This window comes from Venatoribacter cucullus (assembly GCF_016132445.1).
Classification (GTDB): domain Bacteria; phylum Pseudomonadota; class Gammaproteobacteria; order Pseudomonadales; family Oceanobacteraceae; genus Venatoribacter; species Venatoribacter cucullus.
Genome location: NZ_CP046056.1, coordinates 204,185 through 228,379 on the forward strand (window position 1 = coordinate 204,185; position 24,195 = coordinate 228,379).

Genomic DNA, 24,195 nt, shown 5'->3' on the forward strand with positions numbered 1-24,195 from the left:
TGAGTGACAGCTTATTACCTTCCTTTACACATCCGTGGCCGGTTTGTCCTCAGGGGCAGGGCTGTCATTCAATTCACGCAATAATTCCAGTCCCTTACGGCGCTGGGCCGCCAGAATGGAGATTTTTTCCTCCAGTTCCTGGCGCGCCGTCGGCTCGTGACATTCGGCCAGTACGTCGTCCAGCTCATGTTGTTTATGCCGCAGTTTACGCAGGGCGGCTTTCAGCTCTTTGCGCTGCCGTTGGCGTTCACGCTGGTGGTTATCGAACAACGCATTGAGCTTTTTGACCATTTTAGAAATTTTCATGGTTGGTCTCCGGCAGTGTTATCACTGCGTTGTTCATCCAGCTGGCGATTAATGGCCGACAGCTCTGCGGCTTCCAGATTCAGGTTATCCGGTTCTTCCGATTGTGGCCGGTCGGCATCAATAAACAGATAGCGGGCGGCACTCAGCAGGCTGTTGCAGATATCGTAGACATAGCCTTTGTCGGTCAGCAGCGAGGTGGCCATGCCGGTGGTGATTTTGCGGCCGCGGATAAGCCCTTCAATCAGGGTATCCGACAGTTCGCGCTCGCGCTCGGTCAGCAGTAACTGGTGGTCCAGTGCCAGCCGGCTTTCGGTTGGCTCTTCCATGTGGCGCACGTCATTGATGGTGCGTAATACATCGCCAATCTGCAGGCGCAGTTGCTGGTAAGCCTGGGCCATTTCGGGGTTCTCGCTGTGCACATAAAACAGCAGGTTACGCTGTAAATGTTTCACTCCTTTGATCGCTTCAATTAAATGATGGTCGGCGGCACGCAGCTCACGCAGCCGTTCGTCAAAGGTGCCGCTGGTTTTTTCCCGGGCGCTGCTGATAAAGCCGATGATGCTGGAATAGATGCCTTTCACCTGCTGTTCGTAGCGCTGCTGCAGGTTGGTCGCGGCAGCTGAACGGCTGTTGTCCGTCAGTAAGGGGAGGGGTTGGCCACGATTAAATTCGTCGGCATGCCATCCCAATCCTTCAATTAATAAGTCGGTGGACAGACTGTAGAGGCGGATGCTTTCGTTCCGGGTAACGGAAACCGCCGCCGCCGGTGATTCCATTGCGGCCTGGTTTAGATATTGTGGCTGACTGTCTTCCTGCTCTTTGGTGCGAATTATGCGTTCCAGAAAACGTTGCAGGCGTTGCAGTTGGGGCAGCATTAAGGCAATCCCCAGTAAGTTAAACAGGGTGTGGAAGACGGCCAGTTTCATGGTGTGGTTGTCGGCAGCAATCCCCATGGCATGGCTCAGGTGTTCCACAATCCAGAGCAGTGCCGGCAGCATTAACAGCGCCACAACGCCGGTGAACAGGTTGAACACCAGGTGTCCCATAGCCAGGCGTTTACCCGCACTGTTGGCACCGATACTGCCAAATACCGCCGTGGTGACGGCGGTTCCCACGTTAGCCCCAATGGCCAGGGCCAAAGCGGCTTCATAGCTTATTTGCCCAACGGACAGTGCCGCGAGGGTGAGTACCAAGGTGGCATGGCTGGACTGCAGAACCACCGTGGCCAGTATCCCAAACAGGGTGAACAACAGGATGCCGGCGATACCGCCCGGGGCGATGGTTGTCAGATCCAGGCCATCCTGCATGCCGCCGAAGCCATCCTTCATGTAATCAATACCAAGAAACAGGAAGCCGATACCCAGCAGAATATTGCCCAGTGCGGTGCGCCCCTGGGTTTGCTGAAATTGCAGCAGCACACCAAAGATCAGCAGCGGCATGGCCAGCTTTGAAAGACTGATGTTCAGACCAAAGCCGGCAATCAGCCAGGCACCGGTGGTTGTACCCAGGTTGGCGCCAAAGATGACACCAAGACCAGCGCCCAGCTTCATCATGCCGGCGGACAAAAATGAAATGGTCAGCACCGAAACCAGGGTGCTAGATTGCATAACGCTGGTGGCGACTGCGCCAAACAGCATGGCACGAGGTGTGGATTGCGTGGCGCGGTGCAGAACTTGCTCCAGTATCCCTCCGCTGAATGCCTGAAAGCCCCGCTCCAGTAACATCATCCCAAATAAAAAGAGCGCGACACCAGCGGCAAGAATCTGCAGGGTGGGGCTGGTCCAGAAGCCAATACCCAACAGCAGCATAATGACGGGTAACAACAGGCGTTTGAGTAGTTCCAAGAGGCGATCCTTCGTGTCATCAGGCCGGAAGAGTCAGTGCCGCCACAGCCGCCGGCAAGCGGCCATAGCATGACGAACGTGCCATTACCCCAGGTGACGTTTCAGTGGTTCGTGCTGGGCCGCTTCCAGACGCGGACCAAACTGACTGACCACCTGTGCCGAGGCGGCAGACGCCAGACGGCCGGCGGCGGCAAAATCGTAACCATGGGTAATGGCGTATAAAAACGCTCCGGCAAACATATCACCGGCGCCGTTGCTGTCTACTGCGGTAACCTGATGTGGCGCAATCTTATGCAGGGTTTCACCATCAAAGGCGACAGCGCCTTTATTACCCAGGGTAACGGCAAAGGTGCGGGCGAATTTTTTCAAGCCGGCAATAGCATCGTCCAGGTTGTCAGTGCCGGCCATCAGACGGGCTTCCTGCTCATTGCAGAACAACAGGTCGACACCCTCACCCAGCATTTCCTGCAGGCCGTCTTTAAAAAACTGCACCATGGCCGGGTCGGAAAAAGTCATGGCCACTTTAACGCCATGCCGGCGCGCCAGTTCCCGTACCCGGATAGCTGCCGCCCGGGAAGTGTCTGAGGTGACCAGGTAGCCTTCTATATAAACGTATTCGGACTGTGCCAGTGCGTCTTCGTGAATATGCTTTTCATGCAGGTCGCTGGTAATGCCCAGGTAGGTGTTCATGGTGCGCTCGGCGTCCGGAGTAATCATGACCAGGCATTTGCCGGTGACGCCTTCGTCCCGCTCGCCGCCCATGTTGGTGTCGACACCGGCCGCTTTTAAATCATTCACATAAAAATCACCGGCTTCATCATTGGCGACGTTACAGGTGTAAAAGGTTTTGGCGCCAAAATAAGAGGCCCCGATAATGGTGTTGGCCGCACTGCCACCGCAGGCGCGTTTTTTCAGCGGATGGCTGTGCAGCAGTTGTTGCAGTAATTGTTCCTGCTGGTTGGCATCAATCAGGGTCATTACGCCTTTCTGAATACCGGCGGTGCTGAAAAATGCATCACTGACTTCAAACTCTTTATCAACCAGCGCGTTGCCGATGCCATAAATGTGGTAACCCATGCTTTCTCTCCGCAAAAAATTGGCCAGAGTTTAGCCGATTGTCGGCAGCGGCGGAAATTGACTTACCGGCAGGCAGCGGCACCGGCTGTGCGCTGTACAACCTTCCGGTATAGTGCGCAGCAGAGGTGGGTAGCATGCTGAATAACATTTTACGCTTGCTGGCCGATGGCCAGTTTCATTCCGGCGAAGAGCTGGGTGAAGCCCTGGGCGTCAGCCGGGCAGCGGTGTGGAAACAATTAAAAAAACTGGAAGAGCTGGAAATACCTTGTTCATCGGTAAAGGGTAAGGGTTACCGCTTGCAGGATGCCATTGAATTGCTCGACCAGGATGTTATCCGCCGCCAGCTGACCCAGCGGTTGGATATTCTGGACGTATTGCTGGATGTGGATTCCACTAACACCTGGTTATTTCAGCGTGCGGCCGACCACATGGGTAAACGCTATGCGGTACTGGCGGAAAAACAGGTGGCGGGTCGTGGCCGGCGCGGCCGGCACTGGGTCAGTCCGTTCGGTAAAAATATTTATTTGTCGCTGCTGGTGTCATTCAGTGGCGGGCTGGCCGCGCTGGAAGGCTTAAGCCTGATGACCGCCATTGCGGTGGAGCGGGCGCTGGCGAAGCTGGGTATTGACGGTATTGGGCTGAAGTGGCCGAACGATGTCTACGCCAACGGCAAAAAACTGGCCGGTATTCTGCTGGAGGTAACCGGCGAATATAGCAGCCATTGTCAGGTGGTTATTGGTATCGGCCTCAATCTGTCCCTCAGCGATCATGATGCCGCCCGCATTGAACAACCCTGGGCTGAGCTGCGCAGCCTGAAGCCCGGGTTGTCTCGCAATCAGGTGGCGGCGGCGGTACTGGATGAACTACTGCAAGCGGTGGACGAATTTCAGCGCGACGGTTTTGCGCCGTATCAGCAGTACTGGGCCGAGCGCGATATCTTTATGCATAAAGAAGTCCGTATTGTCGCCGCCAGCAACGAAAAGCGCGGTGTGGTTAAAGGCGTTAACCGTAAAGGTGAATTAATGCTGCACTCGGAGCGCGGCATGGAAGTGATTAATGCCGGAGAAATCAGTGTCCGTGCTGCTGATTGATGCGGGTAATACCCGTTGCAAATGGCAGCTGCGCGCTGCCGGTCAGATATTAGAAGAGGGCAGTGCCGCCTACGCGGCACTGCCGGCCGATTGGCCAGAGGCTGACCGTGTTGTGGTTGCCTGTGTGGCCGGGCAGCCGGATTTGCAGGACCGCCTGCGTCAGCGCTATGGCGAGCGCTTGTATTGGCTGAGCGAACCGCTGGCCGGTTATCCGCATTTCCATCATTGTTACCCGCAGCCGCAGCGGCTGGGGGTGGATCGCTGGCTGGCCATGCTGGGGGCGCGGACGCACGGCAGCGGCAATGTGCTGGTGGTGGATGCCGGTACGGCCCTGACCATTGATTTAATGAATGCTGCCAATCAGCATGAGGGCGGATTTATAGTGCCGGGGCTGGAACTTGCTCAGCAGGCGCTGTTCAACAACACCGCCCGGGTGCGGCCTTTTGTGGATGAGCAGGTGCAGACTGCACTGGTGCCCGGCCGTGATACGCTCAGCTGTGTCAGTGCCGGTGTGCAGCGGCAATTACAGGCGCTGGTAATGTCGGTGGTGCAGGACTACCCGGATTACCGGTTGTTTATCAGCGGAGGGGATGGCCACTGGCTGGCGCAACGGCTGGCGGTGCCACCTTCTCCGCATCTGATTTTTGAAGGTATGGAATCCTTATGCGCTGGATATTTCTGACCCTGGTGTTTGGCAATTTATTGCTGCTGGCATTGTTCTGGCAGCAGCAGAATAAAACTGAAATGGCGCCGGTCGTGGCCCTGGATATTCCTGCCAACAGCCGTCAGTTGCAATTGGTTCAGGAGCTGGCCGAACCCTTGCCGGCGGCAGCGCCGCGCAAAGTGGCCAACGGGGAGCGGCAGCCGCTGTGCTATGTGGCCGGTCCTTATGCTGATGAGCTGGATGCTCGTCACCTGTTGGCGCGGGCGGCAGCACTGAGCCTCAGCGGGCGCATTAATAGCGTAGAGATTGCCACCGGTGAGCCGGCTGAGTACTGGGTGCTGGTGCCGCCGCGGGCATCACGGGCGGAGGCCATGCGGGTATTGCGGGAATTGCAGCAGCGCTCTTACGACAGTTACATCGTGACTCAGGGCGATCTGGCCGAAGCGGTGTCGCTGGGTTTATTCCGCAATAAAGAATCGGCGTACCGGCTGCAGAAAACCATTGAAAGCTACGATATTCCCGCCGAAGTGCGGGTAATGAATAAAGCCAGTCGTGAATACTGGGTGGAAATCCGTGAAGTGGCACAGCTGAATGACCGGATGCGCGAGCGCATCCGGGCGGCTGATACCGGGATCAGCTGGGAGCTGGTGGAATGTAAAAGCCGCTGAATCCTGTTGCGCCGCTGCTTTTTTCTTAAGTTGATAATAAATAAGAAAAAAGTGGTTGACAGGGTTGGGGGGCATCAAGATAATACGCGCCACTTTGGTGGGGTTCCCGAGCGGCCAAAGGGATCAGACTGTAAATCTGACGCGAAAGCTTCGCTGGTTCGAATCCAGCCCCCACCACCAGTTTTCAGATAGCAGCCGGGTCTGTTATCGGAGTGAGCAGGAAGCACGGGCTGCTGTTGAACGCGCTGACTGCGGTATGCGGGTATAGTTCAATGGTAGAACCTCAGCCTTCCAAGCTGATGATGCGGGTTCGATTCCCGCTACCCGCTCCAACAACATTGCTGATATAGCTCAGTCGGTAGAGCGCATCCTTGGTAAGGATGAGGTCCCCAGTTCGACTCTGGGTATCAGCACCATATTTAAGCGGAAAGGCAGGCCATTGGTCTGCCTTTTTGTGTATGAAAAACTTCCACTGATAAAGAGACAGGGTCATGGCTAAGGAAACGTTTGAACGCTCGAAACCCCACGTAAACGTAGGCACTATCGGTCACGTTGACCACGGTAAAACCACTCTGACAGCGGCACTGACCCGCGTATGTTCAGAAGTATGGGGTGGTAAAGCAGTAGCGTTCGACGGTATCGACAAGGCACCGGAAGAGCGTGAGCGTGGTATCACCATTTCTACTTCTCACGTTGAATACGAGTCACCGACCCGCCACTACGCACACGTAGATTGCCCGGGCCACGCCGACTACGTTAAAAACATGATTACCGGTGCTGCCCAGATGGACGGCGCGATCCTGGTGTGTGGTTCAACTGACGGCCCGATGCCGCAGACCCGTGAGCACATCCTGCTGTCCCGTCAGGTAGGCGTACCTTACATTGTTGTGTTCCTGAACAAAGCTGACCTGCTGGCTGAAGACTGCGGCGGCGCGGATTCTGACGAATACGCCGAGATGCTGGAGCTGGTAGAAATGGAACTGCGTGACCTGCTGTCTGAATACGACTTCCCGGGTGACGACACTCCGATTATCCCAGGTTCTGCGCTGATGGCCCTGAACGGCCAGGATGAGAACGGCATGGGTACTTCTGCCGTTAAGAAACTGGTAGAAACTCTGGATGCTTACATTCCGGAACCTGAGCGTGCCATCGACGGCGCCTTCCTGATGCCGATCGAAGACGTATTCTCCATTCAGGGTCGTGGTACCGTAGTAACCGGTCGTGTAGAGCGTGGTATCGTTCGTACGGGTGAAGAACTGGCCATCGTTGGTATTCGTGAAACCACCAAGACCACCTGTACCGGTGTGGAAATGTTCCGCAAGATCCTGGACGAAGGCCGTGCTGGTGAAAACGTTGGTGTACTGCTGCGTGGTACCAAGCGTGATGACGTAGAGCGTGGTCAGGTACTGGCCAAGCCGGGCTCCATCACCCCGCACACCAAGTTTGAATCCGAAGTCTACGTACTGGGCAAAGACGAAGGCGGCCGTCACACTCCGTTCTTCAAAGGCTACCGTCCGCAGTTCTACTTCCGTACCACTGACGTAACCGGTTCAGTAGAACTGCCGGAAGGCGTAGAGATGGTAATGCCGGGCGACAACGTGAAACTGGTTGTTACCCTGATTCACCCGATCGCGATGGACGACGGTCTGCGCTTTGCGATCCGTGAAGGCGGCCGTACTGTAGGCGCCGGTGTTGTGGCTAAGATCATTGAATAATTCGCCCGGAGCGAATTATGACAGCCGGAGGCTGGCCCGATAGGGCGAGGGCAGGAAGCCCGCAGCAATGATGATTTTTGCCAGACGCTAGACGCTAGACGCTACAAGCGAAAAGCCGAAAGCGACAAAAAGCCCTGCCAGTAATGGTGGGGCTTTTAAAAGCGGAATTCGTTCCGTTTGCTCGACGGGTGTAATGCCCGGTGTGGTAATTTAGAAAAAATATCGGTTAATCAAGTTGTTAGGGCTTGATTAATCGTCCGGGCTGCAGTATCTTCCTGCGCCCTAATTGAGTGTCTTTAGGCCAGTAGTTCAATTGGTAGAGCACCGGTCTCCAAAACCGGGTGTTGGGGGTTCGAGTCCCTCCTGGCCTGCCAAATTTAAGAATGGCAGCTTCGGCTGCCATTTTTGGCTTCAGGGAATAGCGATGAGTACTGAAAGCAAAGCAAGAAAATCACCGTTGGATATGTTCAAGTGGTTGCTGGCGGTTGGCGTGTTTGGCGCGGCCGTTGTGGGTAACTATTTGTATGCTGACCTGGGTCTGATTTATCGCGTTCTGGCGGTGGTTGGTCTGATGCTGGTCAGTGCCGGTATTGCCCTGAGCAGTACGCAGGGGAAAGCCTTTCTGCAGCTGCTGAAAGAAGCCAATGTCGAACGACGAAAAGTAGTGTGGCCGACCCGGCAGGAAACCACCCAGACCACGCTGATTGTCGTGGTTGTTGTGTTTGTAATGGCGCTGGTTTTGTGGGGTATGGATTCCCTGTTCGGGTGGCTGGTCCGGTTATTGGTAGGCTGAGGAGCAGAATATGGCTATGCGTTGGTATGTGGTTCACGCCTATTCGGGCTACGAAAAGCGGGTTCAGAGTGCGCTGCTGGAGCGTATTCAGCTGCACAATATGCAGGATTATTTTGGTGACGTGCTGGTGCCCACGGAAGAAGTGGTTGAAGTGCGTGACGGTAAAAAACGTAAGAGCGAGCGTAAGTTCTATCCCGGCTATGTGCTGGTACAGATGGATATGAACGACGAGAGCTGGCACCTGGTTAAGCAAACTCCGCGGGTAATGGGCTTTATCGGCGGTACGGCTGATAAGCCGGCACCGATCACTGATCGTGAAGCCGATGCCATTCTGCAGCGTGTGCGTGACGGCGCTGATCGTCCGACCCATAAAACCATTTATGAGCCGGGTGAAGTGGTGCGCGTTACCGATGGTCCGTTTGCTGACTTCAATGGTGTGGTGGAAGGTGTCGACTACGACAAGTCCCGCCTGCAGGTTGCAGTAACAATTTTTGGTCGTGCTACGCCGGTTGAGCTTGAGTTCACTCAGGTTGAGAAGTCCGCGTAACACATAATCAATGGCCGCCTGGCGGTCGGGGAGCTGCGGTGCTGAACCGCAGCGTTAATACCCATCAGGAGCATAAATATGGCTAAGAAAGTAGAAGGCTACATCAAGCTGCAGGTTGCAGCTGGTAAAGCAAACCCGTCGCCACCGGTAGGTCCGGCTCTGGGTCAGAAAGGTCTGAACATCATGGAATTCTGTAAAGCGTTCAATGCTCAGACTCAGGGTATGGAAGCCGGTATGCCGGTACCTGTGATCATCACTGCGTACAGCGACCGTTCTTTCACCTTCGAACTGAAAACTCCGCCGGCGGCTTACCTGCTGAAAAAAGCAGCTGGTATCAGCAGTGGTTCAGCGCGTCCGAACACCAATAAAGTGGGTACTGTTACCCGTGCTCAGCTGGAAGAGATCGCCACTATGAAGGCGAAAGATCTGACCGCTGCAGACATGGATGCAGCCGTACGCTCCATCGCGGGTTCTGCCCGTTCTATGGGTCTGAACGTGGAAGGAGTTGAATAATGGCTAAGCTGACCAAGCGCCAGAAAGCAATCGCCGAGAAAGTGGTTCCGGGCAAGATCTACTCTGTAGAAGAAGCCGCTGCCCTGCTGAGCGAACTGTCTGTTGTTAAATTCAAAGAGTCTGTCGACGTAGCCGTTAATCTGGGTATCGACGCTCGTAAATCCGACCAGGGCGTTCGCAGCGCTACCGTACTGCCGCACGGCACCGGTAAGACCATGCGCGTTGCTGTGTTCACTCAGGGTGCCAATGCTGAAGCCGCTAAGGCTGCTGGTGCTGATGAAGTGGGCATGGAAGATCTGGCCGAGAAAATCAAAGGTGGTGATCTGAACTATGACGTGGTTATTGCTTCCCCGGATGCAATGCGCGTTGTGGGTGCTCTGGGTCAGGTGCTGGGTCCGCGTGGTCTGATGCCGAACCCGAAAGTGGGTACTGTTACCCCGGACGTCGCTACCGCGGTTAAAAATGCCAAAGCAGGTCAGGTTCGTTACCGTAACGACAAGAACGGCATCATTCACACCACCATCGGTAAAGTGGATTTCAGTGCGGAAGCCCTGAAAGACAACCTGGTGGCGCTGCTGTCTGATCTGCGTAAAGCCAAACCGACTTCCGCCAAAGGCGTATATATGAAGAAAGTGACCCTGAGCACCACCATGGGTCCTGGTTTGGTTATCGATCACGCGTCTCTGGACGTCTGATCAGCAAAGCTCTTTGGGGTTGCTGCTGGTTCTGCGGAACGCAGCAGCAGCTGTCAAAGACCGCAGGAGCCGGGGCGGCTCCATGAGTTGCCCTGACTTAATATTTCCTGCGTAGATGGTGTGTGGCCCCTTCAGAATTCTGAATAGTCACACCGAGACTGGCTCTTACGAGCTCTACTTAACTTGTTAGGAGTTAATCGTGGCCTTAGGACTCGAAGATAAGAAGGCGATCGTCGCCGAAGTCCAGGAAGCAGCACAAGGTGCTCTGTCTGCTGTTGTTGCGGATTCCCGCGGCGTAACAGTAGGCGCCATGACCGCTCTGCGTAAAGAAGCGCGTGAAGCTGGTGTGTGGATGAAAGTTGTCCGTAACACTCTGGCCCGTCGCGCTGTTGAAGGCACCCAGTACGAATGTCTGAAAGAGACATTCACCGGTCCTACTCTGATTGCATTTTCCGCTGAACACCCAGGTGCGGCTGCCCGTATCTTTAAAGAGTTCGCGAAAAAGAACAAAGAGTTTGAACTGAAAGGTGGTGCGTTCGATGGCAATATCGTTTCTGTTGATATGCTGGCAACTCTGCCGACTTACAACGAAGCACTTGCCAAGCTGATGAGCGTCATGAAAGAAGCTGCCGCCGGCAAACTGGTTCGTACCATTGCCGCTGTTCGCGACCAAAAAGAACAAGCTGCCTGATTATTTCAGGTGGGTTTAACGATTTAACGAGCGTAATGCTCCATTAATTCAGGAAAGTCTCATGTCTCTGACTAAAGAACAAATCATCGACGCTATCGCCGAAATGTCTGTAATGGACGTTGTAGAACTGGTTTCTGCGATGGAAGAAAAATTCGGCGTGTCTGCTGCTGCTGCAGTAGCTGCTGGTCCGGCTGCAGCTGCTGAAGCTGCTGAAGAACAGACCGAATTTACCGTAGTCCTGGCTTCTGCCGGCGACAAGAAAGTGAACGTGATCAAAGCCGTACGTGAACTGACTGGTCTGGGTCTGAAAGAAGCCAAAGGTCTGGTTGACGGCGCTCCGGGCACTGTTCAGGAAAACGTTTCTAAAGACGTTGCTGAAGCTTCTAAGAAAACTCTGGAAGAAGCTGGCGCGACTGTTGAAATCAAGTAATTTGCACATCGTTGCAAACTTGCTTCTGTCGCGCCAGATTGGCGCGACAACTGGCTGACGGGTAATTACCCGTCGGCCTTTTTCACGTTATGGAAATCGTGAGCACGCTGGCATAGTGCCGGGTTCAAACGCAAGCAAGTCCTTGAGCCACGGGTAAATTACCCAATCGAGGATACAGTCCGGGGATAACTGATGGCTTACTCATATACTGAGAAAAAACGTATCCGTAAGGATTTCGGTAAATTACCGAGTGTGATGGATGTGCCTTACCTGCTGGCCATTCAAATCGACTCCTATCGCAAGTTCCTCCAAGAAGGGGCAACCGCTGAAGAACGCATCGACATCGGTCTGCATGCGGCATTTAAGTCTGTTTTCCCGATCGTCAGCTATTCCGGGAATGCTGCACTGGAGTACGTGAGCTACCGCCTCGGTACCCCAGGTTTTGATGAAAAAGAATGTATGCTGCGTGGCGTTACTTATGCTGCTCCGCTGCGCGTAAAAGTGCGCCTGATTATCTACGATAAAGAATCAGCCACCAAAGCCATCAAAGATATTAAAGAGCAGGAAGTGTACATGGGCGAAATGCCGCTCATGACTGACAACGGTACTTTTATTGTTAACGGTACTGAGCGCGTTATCGTGTCTCAGCTGCACCGTTCACCGGGTGTGTTCTTTGATCACGACAAAGGCAAAACGCACTCTTCCGGCAAGCTGCTGTATAACGCCCGTATTATTCCGTACCGCGGCTCCTGGCTGGATTTTGAATTCGATCCGAAAGATCTGCTGTTCGTCCGTATTGACCGTCGTCGTAAGTTGCCGGCTTCCATTCTGCTGCGCGCCCTGGGCTACGATACCCAGGAAATTCTGGCGACCTTCTTTGAGAACGACAGCTACCGCCTGACCGCTGACGGTGCGATGCTGAAGCTGATTCCGTCACGTCTGCGTGGTGAAACCGCTGCCTTCGATATCAAAGACAACGAAGGCAATATCATCGTTGAAGCGACCCGTCGTATTACTGCCCGCCATATTAAACAACTGGAAAAAGCCAAGGTTGAAGAACTGGCGGTACCGGTTGAATACATGCTGGGTGAATCGCTGGCGAAAGATATTGTTAATACCAAGACCGGTGAAGTGCTGGCCACTGCCAACACCGAACTGACTGCTGAACTGCTGGGTAAGCTGACTGAAGCCGGTATTAAAGAGTTCGAAACCATCTACACCAACGAGCTGGATTGCGGCGCCTTTATGTCGGACACATTGCGTGCCGACCCGACTGGCAGCCCGCTGGAAGCACTGGTCGAAATCTACCGCATGATGCGTCCTGGCGAGCCGCCGACAAAAGAAAGCGCCGAGTCACTGTTCGAAAACCTGTTCTTCAGTGACGAACGTTACGACCTGTCTGCGGTGGGCCGGATGAAGTTCAACCGTCGTATCGGCCGTGATGAAATCACAGGTCTGGGTACGCTGGAAAAGAGCGACATCATCGCCGTGATGAAAACCCTGATCGAGATCCGTAACGGTAAAGGCGTGGTGGATGATATCGACCACCTGGGTAACCGTCGTATCCGTTCCGTGGGTGAAATGGCTGAAAACCAGTTCCGAGTGGGTCTGGTGCGGGTTGAGCGTGCGGTCCGTGAACGTCTGTCGATGGCCGAATCCGAAGGCCTGATGCCGCAGGATCTGATCAACGCCAAGCCAGTGGCTGCTGCTGTGAAAGAGTTCTTCGGCTCTTCTCAGCTGTCGCAGTTTATGGACCAGAACAACCCGCTGTCTGAAGTGACGCACAAGCGTCGTATTTCAGCACTCGGTCCGGGCGGTCTGACCCGTGAACGTGCCGGCTTCGAAGTGCGTGACGTACACGCCACTCACTACGGCCGTGTGTGCCCGATTGAAACGCCGGAAGGTCCGAACATTGGTCTGATCAACTCGCTGTCTTCTTATGCCCGCACCAACGAATACGGTTTCCTCGAAACACCGTATCGCCGGGTGGTGGATGGTGTGGTCACTGACGACATTATTTATGTGTCTGCCATTGAAGAATCTGACTACGTAATCGCTCAGGCATCCGTGCCGACCGACGCCAAGGGCCGTCTGCAGGGCGACCTGATTTCCGTGCGTCACCAGAACGAATTTACCGTGATGTCACCGGACAACGTCACGCTGATGGACGTATCACCGCAGCAGGTGGTTTCCATCGCCGCGTCACTGATTCCGTTCCTTGAGCACGACGACGCCAACCGCGCCCTGATGGGTTCCAACATGCAGCGTCAGGCCGTCCCGACGCTGAAGTCTGAGAAGCCTCTGGTGGGTACCGGTATGGAGCGCTCGGTCGCTGCCGACTCGGGTGTCTGCGTGGTGGCCAAGCGTGGTGGTGTGATCGATTCAGTCGATGCTTCCCGTATTGTGGTGAAGGTAAACGATGATGAAACGCTGGCGGGTGAAGCCGGTGTGGACATCTACAACCTGACCAAATACACCCGTTCTAACCAGAACACCTGTATTAACCAGCGTCCGCTGGTGAAAGCCGGTGATCAGATTGAGCGTGGCGACATCATGGCCGATGGTCCGTCGGTGGATATGGGTGAGCTGGCCCTGGGTCAGAACTTCCGCATCGCCTTCATGCCGTGGAACGGTTACAACTACGAAGACTCCATCCTGCTGTCTGAGCGGGTGTCTCAGGAAGACCGCCTGACCACCATCCACATTCAGGAACTGACCTGTGTGGCGCGTGACACCAAGCTGGGTGCGGAAGAAATCACCTCCGATATTCCGAACGTGGGCGAATCTGCTCTGAACAAGCTGGATGAATCTGGCATTGTGTACATCGGTGCGGAAGTGAAGCCGGGCGACATTCTGGTGGGCAAGGTAACGCCGAAAGGTGAAACCCAGCTGACGCCGGAAGAAAAACTGCTGCGTGCCATCTTCGGTGAAAAAGCCTCCGACGTGAAAGACACCTCACTGCGCGTTAAGACCGGTACCACCGGTACCGTTATTGACGTACAGGTGTTTACCCGTGACGGCGTCGAAAAAGACGAACGTGCCAAGCAGATCGAAGAAATGCAGCTGGCCGAGATCCGTAAAGATCTGAACGAAGAAATGCGGATTGTGAAGGGCGCTACCTATGAGCGTCTGCAGCGTGCGCTGGTTGGCCAGAAAGTGAACGCAGCTCCGGGTCTGAAGAAAGGGGATACCCTGACCGAGGAATACCTGCAGTCACTGGAAGCCGACAAGTGGTTCAAGATTCTGCCGCAGGACGAAACCTTGGCCGAAACCCTGGAGTTGGCCGAGAAGTCTCTCGACGAGCGTCGTAAGCAGCTGGACGACAAGTTCGAAGACAAGAAACGCAAACTGCAGCAGGGCGATGACCTGGCGCCGGGCGTGCTGAAGATTGTTAAGGTGTATCTGGCCATCAAACGGAAGATCCAGCCGGGCGACAAGATGGCCGGTCGTCACGGTAACAAAGGTGTTATCTCCGCGATCAAGCCGATCGAAGATATGCCTTACGACGAAAACGGCGTACCGGTGGATATCGTACTGAACCCGCTGGGCGTACCGTCGCGGATGAACGTCGGTCAGATCATGGAGATCCACCTGGGTCTGGCCGCCAAAGGTCTGGGCGAAAAAATTGAGCGGATGCTGCGTGAACAGCAGGAAATCGCCAAGCTGCGCAAACTGCTGGATGAAATCTACAACGGTGGCGAAGGCCGCAAAGAAGATTTCGACAGCATGAGCGATGCCGAGATTCTGGAGCTGGCCGACAACCTGCGCGGTGGTGTGCCGATGGCTACACCAGCGTTCGATGGTGCGGAAGAAGTCGAAATCAAGCGCATGCTGCGCCTGGCGGATATGCCGGATTCCGGTCAGATGACGCTGTTTGACGGCCGTACCGGTGAAGCGTTCGATCGTCAGGTAACCGTTGGTTACATGTACATGCTGAAACTGAACCACCTGGTTGATGACAAGATGCACGCCCGTTCTACCGGTTCGTACAGTCTGGTTACCCAGCAGCCGCTTGGCGGTAAAGCCCAGTTCGGTGGTCAGCGTTTCGGGGAGATGGAAGTGTGGGCGCTGGAAGCCTATGGTGCCGCCTATACCCTGCAGGAGATGCTGACCGTGAAATCCGACGACGTGGCCGGTCGTACCAAGATGTACAAAAACATCGTGGATGGCGACCACCGCATGGAAGCCGGTATGCCGGAATCCTTTAACGTATTGGTTAAAGAGATCCGCTCACTGGGTATCGACATCGAACTGGAAAACGAATAAGCGGACGAGCAGTGCGGCTGCCGGTGCAAGCACCGGCAGTACCCTGACTCCACACGGAGCAAAATATGAAAGACTTAGTCAATTTTCTGCGTAACCAGAACAACGCTGACGAGTTTGACGCCATCCGCATCGGCCTCGCCTCGCCAGAAATGATCCGTTCCTGGTCGTTCGGTGAAGTCAAAAAGCCGGAGACCATCAACTACCGTACCTTCAAGCCGGAGCGTGACGGTCTGTTCTGCGCGCGCATCTTTGGTCCGATCAAGGACTATGAGTGCCTGTGCGGTAAGTACAAGCGTCTGAAGCACCGCGGTGTGATCTGCGAGAAGTGTGGCGTTGAAGTCACCCAGGCCAAAGTGCGTCGCGAGCGCATGGGCCATATTGAACTGGCGTCCCCGGTTGCCCACATCTGGTTCCTGAAGTCCCTGCCGTCCCGTATCGGTCTGATGCTGGATATGACGCTGCGGGATATCGAACGCATTCTGTACTACGAGTCATTCGTAGTGACTGAGCCTGGTATGACCACGCTCGAAGTCGGCCAGCTGCTGACCGATGAACAATATTATGAAGCGATTGAAGAATTCGGTGACGAGTTCGAAGCGCGCATGGGTGCTGAAGCCATTCAGGCATTGCTGGGCCAGATTGAACTGGGTGAAGAAGTACAGCGCTTGCGTGAAGAGATTCCGCAGACCACTTCCGAAACCAAGATCAAGAAACTGTCCAAGCGTCTGAAGCTGCTGGAAGCCTTCCATCACTCCGGTAACGATCCGAAGTGGATGATCATGTCCGTGCTGCCAGTGCTGCCGCCGGATCTGCGTCCGCTGGTACCGCTGGACGGTGGCCGTTTCGCCACCTCCGATCTGAACGATCTGTACCGTCGCGTGATCAACCGTAACAACCGTCTGAAGCGTCTGCTCGAGCTGAACGCGCCGGACATCATTGTGCGCAACGAAAAGCGTATGCTGCAGGAAGCGGTCGACGCCCTGCTGGATAACGGTCGTCGCGGTCGTGCGATCACCGGTTCCAACAAGCGTCCGCTGAAGTCGCTGGCTGACATGATCAAAGGTAAGCAGGGTCGTTTCCGTCAGAACCTGCTGGGTAAGCGCGTGGACTACTCCGGTCGTTCCGTTATTACCGTGGGTCCGCAGCTGCGTCTGCACCAGTGTGGTCTGCCGAAGAAAATGGCTCTGGAACTGTTCAAGCCGTTCATCTTCTCCAAGCTGGAACACCGTGGCCTGGCGACCACCATTAAAGCCGCCAAGAAAATGGTTGAGCGTGAAACCGCTGAGGTGTGGGATATCCTCGCCGAAGTGATCCGCGAACACCCGGTGATGCTGAACCGGGCACCGACGCTGCACCGTCTGGGTATCCAGGCGTTTGAACCGCAGCTGATTGAAGGTAAAGCGATTCAGCTGCACCCGTTGGTGTGTGCGGCCTATAACGCCGACTTCGACGGTGACCAGATGGCGGTCCACGTACCGCTGACCATTGAAGCGCAGCTGGAAGCCCGCGCGCTGATGATGGCAACCAACAACGTACTGTCTCCGGCCAACGGTGATCCGATCATCGTACCGTCGCAGGACGTGGTACTGGGTCTGTATTGGATGACCCGTGAGCGTATCAACGCCAAGGGCGAAGGCATGCTGTTTGCCGACCTGGACGAAGTGGAACGTGCTTACCAGACCGGTTCTGCACACCTGCAGGCCCGTGTCAAAGTGCGCATCACCGAAACTCTGGTGGATGAGCAGGGCAACGAAACCACTGAAACCAAAGTGGTGGATACCACTGTTGGCCGGGCGCTGCTGTTCCGCATCGTACCGCGTGGTCTGCCGTTTGAGCTGGTAAACCGCCCGATGAAGAAGAAGGCGATTTCCAACATGATCAACACCGCATACCGCCGTGTGGGTCTGAAGGACACCGTTATCTTCGCCGACCAGGTGATGTACACCGGTTTCCGTTACGCCACCCGCTCTGGTTCTTCCATCGGTGTGAACGACTTCGTGATTCCGGATGCCAAGGCAAAAATCATTGCTGACGCGGATGCCGAAGTAAAAGAAATTGAAAGCCAGTTTGCGTCCGGTCTGGTGACCCACGGCGAGAAGTACAACAAGGTTATCGACATCTGGTCCCGCGCCAACGAACTGGTAGCCAAGGCGATGATGGACAACCTGGGTAAAGAGAAAGTGATCGACCGCGACGGTAACGAAGTGGATCAGGAGTCTTTCAACTCGGTTTACATGATGGCTGACTCCGGCGCGCGGGGCTCACCGGCCCAGATCCGTCAGCTGGCGGGTATGCGTGGTCTGATGGCCAAGCCGGACGGTTCTATTATTGAGACGCCGATTACCGCGAACTTCCGTGAAGGTCTGAACGTACTGCAGTACTTCACCTCCACCCACGGTGCGCGTAAGGGTCTGGCGGATACCGCTCTGAAGACTGCGAACTCCGGTTACCTGACCCGTCGTCTGGTTGACGTGGCACAGGATCTGGTAGTGACCGAGCACGATTGCGGCACGGAAGAAGGTCTGGTCATGACTCCGCTGATCGAAGGCGGTGACGTGGTGGTAGCCCTTGGTGACCGTATTCTGGGTCGTGTGGTGGCAACCGATGTACACAAGCCGGGTTCTGAAGGCGATATCGTGGTACCGGCCGGTACTCTGATCGACGAAGCCTGGGTAGCCAGGATCGAAGCCGAAGGTGTCGACGAAATTCTGGTGCGCTCTGCCATTACCTGTGAAAGCCGTGTCGGTATCTGTTCGTCCTGTTACGGTCGTGACCTCGGCCGCGGTCACCAGGTGAACGTGGGTGAGGCCGTGGGTGTTATCGCTGCTCAGTCCATTGGTGAGCCGGGTACTCAGCTGACCATGCGGACGTTCCACATCGGTGGTGCGGCTTCGCGTGCTTCTGCTGCTGACAGCGTACAGGTGAAAAACAATGGTACCGTGCGTCTGCAGAACATGAAGACCGTGACCCGTGATAACGGCAATCTGGTCGCGGTATCCCGTTCCGGTGCCATTGCCATTGCCGATGAACACGGTCGTGAGCGCGAGCTGTACAAGCTGCCTTACGGTGCGGTGATCAGCGTGCAGGATGGTGCCAAGGTTCAGGCCGGTCAGAAAGTGGCCAGCTGGGACCCGCACACCCACCCGATCGTGGCTGAAGTGAAAGGCCGTATCGAATTCGTGGGTATGGAAGAAGGTATTACCATCAACCGTCAGACTGACGAGTTGACTGGTCTGTCCAACATTGAAGTAATCGATCCGAAAGACCGTCCGGCCGCGGGTAAAGATATCCGTCCGATGGTTAAACTGGTCGATGCTGCTGGTAACGATGTGGTACTGCCAGGCTCGAATGCCCCGGCTCAGTACCTGCTGCCGGCCAACGCTCTGGTCAGCCATGAGAATGGTACCGAAGTGTCGGTGGGCGACATCATCGCCCGTATTCCGCAGGAAACCTCAGGTAACAAGGATATTACCGGTGGTCTGCCGCGCGTAGCGGACCTGTTCGAAGCACGTAAACCGAAAGAGCCGGCTATTCTGGCGGAAATTTCCGGTGTGGTGAGCTTCGGTAAAGAGACCAAAGGTAAGAAGCGTCTGGTGATCACTCCGACCAATGGCGGTGAGCCGTATGAAGAGCTGATCCACAAGTGGCGTCACCTGAACGTGTTCGAAGGTGAAAACGTGGAGAAGGGCGAGGTTATTTCCGACGGCCCGATGAACCCGCACGACATTCTGCGTCTGAAAGGCGTGGGTGATCTGGCGATGTACATCACCAACGAAGTGCAGGAAGTTTACCGCTTACAGGGCGTAAGCATTGACGATAAGCACATCGAAGTCATTGTGCGTCAGATGCTGCGTAAAGTGATGATCACCGAAAACGGCGACAGCACCTTTATCCCGGGCGATCAGGTTGAGTACTCTGCGTTCCTCAGCGAAAACGAGAAACTGGAGAACGGCGCCAAGATCACAGCCAAAGGCGAGCGCGTACTGCTGGGTATCACCAAGGCTTCTCTGGCCACCGAGTCGTTTATTTCTGCGGCTTCGTTCCAGGAAACCACCCGTGTACTCACCGAAGGTGCGGTTACCGGTAAGGTCGATCACCTGCGTGGTCTGAAAGAAAACGTGGTTGTGGGTCGTCTGATCCCGGCCGGTACTGGTCTGGCTTACCACGCTGAACGTAAGCGTAAGCGTCAGACCCGTGATAACGATCGTATGAAAACGATGCCAGCTGGCCTCAATGTCTCTGCTGATGAGATGGAAGCCAAACTGAGCGAAGCGTTCAGCGATAAGTAAGGCTCAGTGTCCGTTGGTTGTTAAACAATCAACGGCTTGACGATCGGGGGCGGGAGGATTATCCTTCCGGCCCCTTTTATTGCGTCAGAATTTTCTGACGTTGTGTTAAATAAGTTGGAGTTTGCTAAATGGCTACAATCAACCAGTTGGTTCGTCAGCCTCGTAAGCGCAAAGTGGCTAAGAGTGACGTACCTGCTCTGCAGGCTTGTCCTCAGCGTCGTGGCGTATGTACCCGTGTATATACCACCACTCCGAAAAAGCCTAACTCGGCCCTGCGTAAAGTATGCCGTGTGCGTTTGACGAATGGTTTCGAAGTTGCTTCCTACATCGGTGGTGAAGGCCACAACCTGCAGGAGCACAGTGTTGTTCTGATCCGTGGTGGTCGTGTAAAAGACTTGCCAGGTGTTCGTTACCACACTGTTCGCGGTACCCTGGATACTTCCGGCGTTGCGAACCGTAAACAAGCCCGTTCTAAGTACGGTGCAAAACGTCCTAAGAAATAATTTCTTAACGACATATAGATAAGAGTAAGGCTGGGCTTATTTGTTGACTCAGATGCTCAGGCTGACCTGAAGACCTAAGAGGGCTTATCATGCCAAGAAGACGCGTCGCTGCGAAGCGCGAAATCCTGCCGGATCCGAAGTTCGGAAATATCACTCTGGCCAAATTCATGAACCACGTGATGATCAGTGGTAAAAAATCCATCGCCGAAAAAATCGTTTACGGCGCTATGGATATCATGGCGAAAAAACAGGGCGGTGACGCTCTGGAACTGTTCGAAAAAGCCCTGGAATCTATCCAGCCGATGGTGGAAGTAAAATCCCGCCGTGTGGGTGGTGCTACCTACCAGGTACCGGTTGAAGTGCGTCCGGCCCGCCGTCAGGCACTGGCCATGCGCTGGCTGGTTGATGCTGCCCGTAAGCGTGGTGAAAAATCCATGGCGCAGCGTCTGGCGAATGAGATGCTGGAAGCCAGCGAAGGCAAAGGCTCTGCGGTTAAGAAGCGTGAAGACGTACACCGCATGGCAGAAGCGAACAAGGCTTTCTCTCACTATCGCTTTTAATTAGACCGAGGCCGGCACCGTGGCACGTACAACGCCCATCGAACGTTATCGTAATATTGGTATTTGTGCGCATGTGGATGCGGGTAAAACCACCACCACAGAGCGCGTCCTGTTTTACACAGGCAAGTCCCATAAAATGGGTGAAGTACATGACGGTGCCGCGACCATGGACTGGATGGAACAGGAGCAGGAGCGGGGGATTACCATTACCTCTGCAGCCACCACCTGCTTCTGGTCCGGCATGTCCAGGCAGTATGACGAACACCGCGTTAACATCATCGATACCCCGGGGCACGTCGACTTCACCATTGAAGTTGAACGCTCTCTGCGTGTATTGGATGGTGCAGTGGTGGTGCTGTGCGGTTCTTCCGGTGTGCAGCCGCAGACCGAAACCGTCTGGCGTCAGGCCAACAAATATGAAGTTCCGCGTATGGTATTCGTCAACAAGATGGACCGTACCGGTGCTGATTTCTTTAAAGTCGTACAGCAGCTTAAAGATCGTCTGAAAGCCAATGCGGTACCGATTCAGATTAACCTCGGCAGCGAAGATCAGTTCCGCGGCGTGGTCGATCTGTTGCTTATGAAAACCATCATCTGGAATGACGCTGACCAGGGCATGACCTTTGAGCTGGGCGAAATTCCTGCCGACTTACTGCCCGTCGCGCAGAAGTGGCGAGACAACATGGTTGAAGCTGCTGCCGAAGCCAGCGATGAGCTGATGGACAAATACCTCGAAGGCGAAGAGCTGAGCGAGGCTGACATTAAAGCCGGTTTGCGTAAACGCACGCTGGCCAACGAAATTGTTCCGGTCGCCTGTGGTTCCGCCTTCAAAAATAAAGGCGTGCCAGCGGTACTGGATGCGGTGGTGGATTACCTGCCATCACCGACCGAAGTAAAGGCCATCGAGGGCGTACTGAACGACGCCAACGAAACGCCGGCAGAGCGTCATTCATCGGATGCTGAGCCTTTTGCCGCGCTGGCCTTCAAAATTGCCACCGATCCTTTTGTCGGCACCCTGACCTTTATCCGGGTGTATTCCGGTGTGCTGAATTCCGGTGACGCCGTGTATAACGCGGTGAAAGGCAAGCGCGAACGCGTTGGCCGTATGGTGCAGATGCACGCCAACAACCGCGAAGAAATCAAAGAAGTCCGGGCCGGCGATATTGCCGCCCTGATCGGTATGAAAGATGTCACCACCGGTGACACACTGTGTGACATGAATAACGTCATCACGCTGGAAAAAATGGACTTCCCGGAGCCGGTTATTTCGGTGGCGGTAGAGCCGAAAACCCAGGCTGACCAGGAAAAGATGGGCATCGCGCTGAGCAAGTTGGCGATGGAAGATCCGTCCTTCCGCGTTGAAACCGATGAGGAAACCGGCCAGACCATTATTTCCGGCATGGGTGAGCTGCATCTCGACATTATTGTCGACCGTATGCGTCGTGAATTCAGCGTTGACGCAAACGTCGGTAAGCCGCAGGTGGCCTACCGTGAAAAGATCACATCGACTGTCGAGATCGACAACAAGTTCGTGAAACAGTCCGGTGGTCGTGGCCAGTATGGTCACGTGGTTATCAGGTTCGAGCCCAGCGATGTAGAAGGCCTCGAATTTGTTAACGAAATCGTTGGTGGTGTCATTCCGAAGGAGTACATCCCGGCCGTTGAAAAAGGCATCGCTCAGCAAATGAAGAACGGTGTTCTGGCGGGTTATCCGCTGCTTGGCCTGAAGGCCACGTTGCTTGACGGCTCCTATCATGACGTGGATTCCAACGAAATGGCGTTCCGCATCGCGGCATCAATGGCCACCCGGCAGCTGTCTGAAAAAGGCAATGCGGTGCTGCTTGAGCCGGTGATGAAGGTAGAAGTGGTAACGCCGGAAGATTACATGGGTGATGTGGTGGGCGATCTTAACCGCCGCCGCGGTCTGATTTCCGGTATGGATGAAGGTCTGGCCGGTAAGGTAATTAACGCCAGTGTACCGTTGGCCGAAATGTTCGGTTACGCCACTGACCTGCGTTCCGCCTCTCAGGGCCGTGCGACCTACTCCATGGAATTTGAAAACTACTCGGAAGCACCTGCCAGTGTGACCGATCGCATCATTAAACGAGCTTAAATTACTCAAACTCTGAACGAGGTGTTCTATGGCTAAGGAAACGTTTGAACGTTCCAAACCCCACGTAAACGTGGGCACTATCGGTCACGTTGACCACGGTAAAACCACTCTGACAGCGGCGCTGACCCGCGTATGTTCAGAAGTATGGGGTGGTAAAGCAGTAGCGTTCGACGGTATCGACAAGGCACCGGAAGAGCGTGAGCGTGGTATCACCATTTCTACTTCTCACGTTGAATACGAGTCACCGACCCGCCACTACGCACACGTAGATTGCCCGGGCCACGCCGACTACGTTAAAAACATGATTACCGGTGCTGCCCAGATGGACGGCGCGATCCTGGTGTGTGGTTCAACTGACGGCCCGATGCCGCAGACCCGTGAGCACATCCTGCTGTCCCGTCAGGTAGGCGTACCTTACATTGTTGTGTTCCTGAACAAAGCTGACCTGCTGGCTGAAGACTGCGGCGGCGCGGATTCTGACGAATACGCCGAGATGCTGGAGCTGGTAGAAATGGAACTGCGTGACCTGCTGTCTGAATACGACTTCCCGGGTGACGACACTCCGATTATCCCAGGTTCTGCGCTGATGGCCCTGAACGGCCAGGATGAGAACGGCATGGGTACTTCTGCCGTTAAGAAACTGGTAGAAACTCTGGATGCTTACATTCCGGAACCTGAGCGTGCCATCGACGGCGCCTTCCTGATGCCGATCGAAGACGTATTCTCCATTCAGGGTCGTGGTACCGTAGTAACCGGTCGTGTAGAGCGTGGTATCGTTCGTACGGGTGAAGAACTGGCCATCGTTGGTATTCGTGAAACCACCAAGACCACCTGTACCGGTGTGGAAATGTTCCGCAAGATCCTGGACGAAGGCCGTGCTGGTGAAAACGTTGGTGTACTGCTGCGTGGTACCAAGCGTGATGACGTAGAGCGTGGTCAGGTACTGGCCAAGCCGGGCTCCATCACCCCGCACACCAAGTTTGAATCCGAAGTCTACGTACTGGGCAAAGACGAAGGCGGCCGTCACACTCCGTTCTTCAAAGGCTACCGTCCGCAGTTCTACTTCCGTACCACTGACGTAACCGGTTCAGTAGAACTGCCGGAAGGCGTAGAGATGGTAATGCCGGGCGACAACGTGAAACTGGTTGTTACCCTGATTCACCCGATCGCGATGGACGACGGTCTGCGCTTTGCGATCCGTGAAGGCGGCCGTACTGTAGGCGCCGGTGTTGTGGCTAAGATCATTGAATAATTCGCCCGGAGCGAATTATGACAGCCGGAGGCTGGCCCGATAGGGCGAGGGCAGGAAGCCCGCAGCAATGATGATTTTTGCCAGACGCTAGACGCTACAAGCGAAAAGCCGAAAGCGACAAAAAGCCCTGCCAGTAATGGTGGGGCTTTTTTTATGAGAGGAATAAAATGCTTCCAGC

The 24,195-nt window shown here is 54.9% G+C and carries 19 protein-coding genes and 4 tRNA genes; 20 read left to right on the top strand and 3 right to left on the bottom strand.

Features of this window, described 5'->3' with window-relative positions; all coding sequences use genetic code 11:
- Window positions 1–24: 24 nt before the first annotated feature.
- The 3 genes from GJQ55_RS00965 to GJQ55_RS00975 all read right to left on the bottom strand — a co-directional run bounded on the left by GJQ55_RS00965 (window position 25) and on the right by GJQ55_RS00975 (window position 3,227).
- Window positions 25–306: a hypothetical protein gene (locus GJQ55_RS00965; RefSeq protein ID WP_228345645.1), complete on the bottom strand. Its 282-nt coding sequence runs from the start codon at window positions 304–306 to the stop codon at window positions 25–27.
- On the bottom strand, window positions 303–2,150 hold the full coding sequence (locus tag GJQ55_RS00970) for a Na/Pi cotransporter family protein (protein WP_228345646.1): 1,848 nt from the start codon (window positions 2,148–2,150) through the stop codon (window positions 303–305). Before GJQ55_RS00970 ends, GJQ55_RS00965 begins: the two co-directional genes overlap by 4 nt.
- Before the next feature lie 84 nt (window positions 2,151–2,234).
- Window positions 2,235–3,227 carry an adenosine kinase gene (locus tag GJQ55_RS00975; protein WP_228345647.1) on the bottom strand — a complete coding sequence of 331 codons (993 nt, stop codon included), beginning with the start codon at window positions 3,225–3,227 and terminating at the stop codon, window positions 2,235–2,237.
- Between the two features lie 134 nt (window positions 3,228–3,361).
- On the opposite strand from GJQ55_RS00975, the gene birA reads away from it, so the two are divergent.
- The 20 genes from birA to tuf (GJQ55_RS01075) all read left to right on the top strand — a co-directional run bounded on the left by birA (window position 3,362) and on the right by tuf (GJQ55_RS01075) (window position 24,017).
- Window positions 3,362–4,318 carry a bifunctional biotin--[acetyl-CoA-carboxylase] ligase/biotin operon repressor BirA gene (birA, locus tag GJQ55_RS00980; RefSeq protein WP_228345648.1) on the top strand — a complete coding sequence of 319 codons (957 nt, stop codon included), beginning with the start codon at window positions 3,362–3,364 and terminating at the stop codon, window positions 4,316–4,318.
- Window positions 4,299–5,000: a type III pantothenate kinase gene (locus tag GJQ55_RS00985; RefSeq protein WP_228345649.1), complete on the top strand. Its 702-nt coding sequence runs from the start codon at window positions 4,299–4,301 to the stop codon at window positions 4,998–5,000. Before birA ends, GJQ55_RS00985 begins: the two co-directional genes overlap by 20 nt.
- Window positions 4,982–5,650, top strand: coding sequence for an SPOR domain-containing protein (locus tag GJQ55_RS00990; protein WP_228345650.1), 669 nt, complete (start codon window positions 4,982–4,984; stop codon window positions 5,648–5,650). The genes GJQ55_RS00985 and GJQ55_RS00990 overlap by 19 nt, the downstream gene beginning before the upstream one ends.
- 96 nt (window positions 5,651–5,746) lie before the next feature.
- Window positions 5,747–5,830, top strand: a tRNA-Tyr gene (locus tag GJQ55_RS00995).
- 78 nt (window positions 5,831–5,908) lie between these two features.
- Window positions 5,909–5,982, top strand: a tRNA-Gly gene (locus GJQ55_RS01000).
- A gap of 8 nt (window positions 5,983–5,990) precedes the next feature.
- Window positions 5,991–6,066, top strand: a tRNA-Thr gene (locus tag GJQ55_RS01005).
- Window positions 6,067–6,141: 75 nt separating this feature from the next.
- Window positions 6,142–7,365, top strand: coding sequence for an elongation factor Tu (tuf, locus tag GJQ55_RS01010; protein ID WP_228345651.1), 1,224 nt, complete (start codon window positions 6,142–6,144; stop codon window positions 7,363–7,365).
- 298 nt (window positions 7,366–7,663) lie between these two features.
- Window positions 7,664–7,739, top strand: a tRNA-Trp gene (locus tag GJQ55_RS01015).
- A gap of 50 nt (window positions 7,740–7,789) precedes the next feature.
- The gene (gene secE, locus GJQ55_RS01020; protein WP_228345652.1) at window positions 7,790–8,158 is read left to right on the top strand and encodes a preprotein translocase subunit SecE; all 369 of its coding nucleotides are present in this window, start codon (window positions 7,790–7,792) and stop codon (window positions 8,156–8,158) included.
- Window positions 8,159–8,168: 10 nt separating this feature from the next.
- Window positions 8,169–8,705: a transcription termination/antitermination protein NusG gene (gene nusG / locus GJQ55_RS01025; RefSeq protein WP_228345653.1), complete on the top strand. Its 537-nt coding sequence runs from the start codon at window positions 8,169–8,171 to the stop codon at window positions 8,703–8,705.
- A 78-nt stretch (window positions 8,706–8,783) separates the two neighbouring features.
- Window positions 8,784–9,218 (top strand): 50S ribosomal protein L11, encoded by a 435-nt coding sequence (gene rplK / locus GJQ55_RS01030; protein WP_228345654.1) that lies wholly within the window; start codon window positions 8,784–8,786, stop codon window positions 9,216–9,218.
- Window positions 9,218–9,913 carry a 50S ribosomal protein L1 gene (rplA, locus tag GJQ55_RS01035; RefSeq protein WP_228345655.1) on the top strand — a complete coding sequence of 232 codons (696 nt, stop codon included), beginning with the start codon at window positions 9,218–9,220 and terminating at the stop codon, window positions 9,911–9,913. The genes rplK and rplA overlap by 1 nt, the downstream gene beginning before the upstream one ends.
- 199 nt (window positions 9,914–10,112) lie before the next feature.
- Entirely contained in the window at window positions 10,113–10,604 is a 492-nt protein-coding gene (gene rplJ, locus GJQ55_RS01040; RefSeq protein ID WP_228345656.1) for a 50S ribosomal protein L10, read from the top strand.
- A 61-nt stretch (window positions 10,605–10,665) separates the two neighbouring features.
- A complete protein-coding gene (gene rplL, locus GJQ55_RS01045; RefSeq protein WP_228345657.1) occupies window positions 10,666–11,034 on the top strand; it encodes a 50S ribosomal protein L7/L12 in 369 nt (122 codons plus the stop codon).
- A gap of 192 nt (window positions 11,035–11,226) precedes the next feature.
- On the top strand, window positions 11,227–15,300 hold the full coding sequence (gene rpoB / locus GJQ55_RS01050; protein WP_228345658.1) for a DNA-directed RNA polymerase subunit beta: 4,074 nt from the start codon (window positions 11,227–11,229) through the stop codon (window positions 15,298–15,300).
- Between the two features lie 65 nt (window positions 15,301–15,365).
- On the top strand, window positions 15,366–19,589 hold the full coding sequence (gene rpoC / locus GJQ55_RS01055; protein ID WP_228345659.1) for a DNA-directed RNA polymerase subunit beta': 4,224 nt from the start codon (window positions 15,366–15,368) through the stop codon (window positions 19,587–19,589).
- A gap of 128 nt (window positions 19,590–19,717) precedes the next feature.
- On the top strand, window positions 19,718–20,092 hold the full coding sequence (gene rpsL, locus GJQ55_RS01060; protein ID WP_228345660.1) for a 30S ribosomal protein S12: 375 nt from the start codon (window positions 19,718–19,720) through the stop codon (window positions 20,090–20,092).
- Between the two features lie 89 nt (window positions 20,093–20,181).
- Entirely contained in the window at window positions 20,182–20,652 is a 471-nt protein-coding gene (rpsG, locus tag GJQ55_RS01065; protein ID WP_228345661.1) for a 30S ribosomal protein S7, read from the top strand.
- 19 nt (window positions 20,653–20,671) lie between these two features.
- Window positions 20,672–22,765, top strand: a complete 2,094-nt coding sequence (gene fusA, locus GJQ55_RS01070) for an elongation factor G (RefSeq protein ID WP_228345662.1) — start codon at window positions 20,672–20,674, stop codon at window positions 22,763–22,765.
- Window positions 22,766–22,793: 28 nt separating this feature from the next.
- Window positions 22,794–24,017, top strand: a complete 1,224-nt coding sequence (gene tuf / locus GJQ55_RS01075) for an elongation factor Tu (RefSeq protein WP_228345651.1) — start codon at window positions 22,794–22,796, stop codon at window positions 24,015–24,017.
- The last annotated feature ends 178 nt before the right edge of the window (window positions 24,018–24,195 follow it).

Excerpts from the sequence above, each read along its gene's own strand:
- birA (WP_228345648.1), top strand. The coding sequence starts at position 3,362 with ATGCTGAATAACATTTTACGCTTGCTGGCCGATGGCCAGTTTCATTCC.
- GJQ55_RS00975 (WP_228345647.1), bottom strand. The coding sequence starts at position 3,227 with ATGGGTTACCACATTTATGGCATCGGCAACGCGCTGGTTGATAAAGAG.
- rpoB (WP_228345658.1), top strand. The coding sequence starts at position 11,227 with ATGGCTTACTCATATACTGAGAAAAAACGTATCCGTAAGGATTTCGGT.
- rpsG (WP_228345661.1), top strand. The coding sequence starts at position 20,182 with ATGCCAAGAAGACGCGTCGCTGCGAAGCGCGAAATCCTGCCGGATCCG.
- rplK (WP_228345654.1), top strand. The coding sequence starts at position 8,784 with ATGGCTAAGAAAGTAGAAGGCTACATCAAGCTGCAGGTTGCAGCTGGT.
- rpoC (WP_228345659.1), top strand. The coding sequence starts at position 15,366 with ATGAAAGACTTAGTCAATTTTCTGCGTAACCAGAACAACGCTGACGAG.
- rplL (WP_228345657.1), top strand. The coding sequence starts at position 10,666 with ATGTCTCTGACTAAAGAACAAATCATCGACGCTATCGCCGAAATGTCT.
- rpsL (WP_228345660.1), top strand. The coding sequence starts at position 19,718 with ATGGCTACAATCAACCAGTTGGTTCGTCAGCCTCGTAAGCGCAAAGTG.
- tuf (WP_228345651.1), top strand. The coding sequence starts at position 22,794 with ATGGCTAAGGAAACGTTTGAACGTTCCAAACCCCACGTAAACGTGGGC.
- GJQ55_RS00990 (WP_228345650.1), top strand. The coding sequence starts at position 4,982 with ATGCGCTGGATATTTCTGACCCTGGTGTTTGGCAATTTATTGCTGCTG.
- tuf (WP_228345651.1), top strand. The coding sequence starts at position 6,142 with ATGGCTAAGGAAACGTTTGAACGCTCGAAACCCCACGTAAACGTAGGC.
- nusG (WP_228345653.1), top strand. The coding sequence starts at position 8,169 with ATGGCTATGCGTTGGTATGTGGTTCACGCCTATTCGGGCTACGAAAAG.
- rplA (WP_228345655.1), top strand. The coding sequence starts at position 9,218 with ATGGCTAAGCTGACCAAGCGCCAGAAAGCAATCGCCGAGAAAGTGGTT.
- GJQ55_RS00965 (WP_228345645.1), bottom strand. The coding sequence starts at position 306 with ATGAAAATTTCTAAAATGGTCAAAAAGCTCAATGCGTTGTTCGATAAC.
- secE (WP_228345652.1), top strand. The coding sequence starts at position 7,790 with ATGAGTACTGAAAGCAAAGCAAGAAAATCACCGTTGGATATGTTCAAG.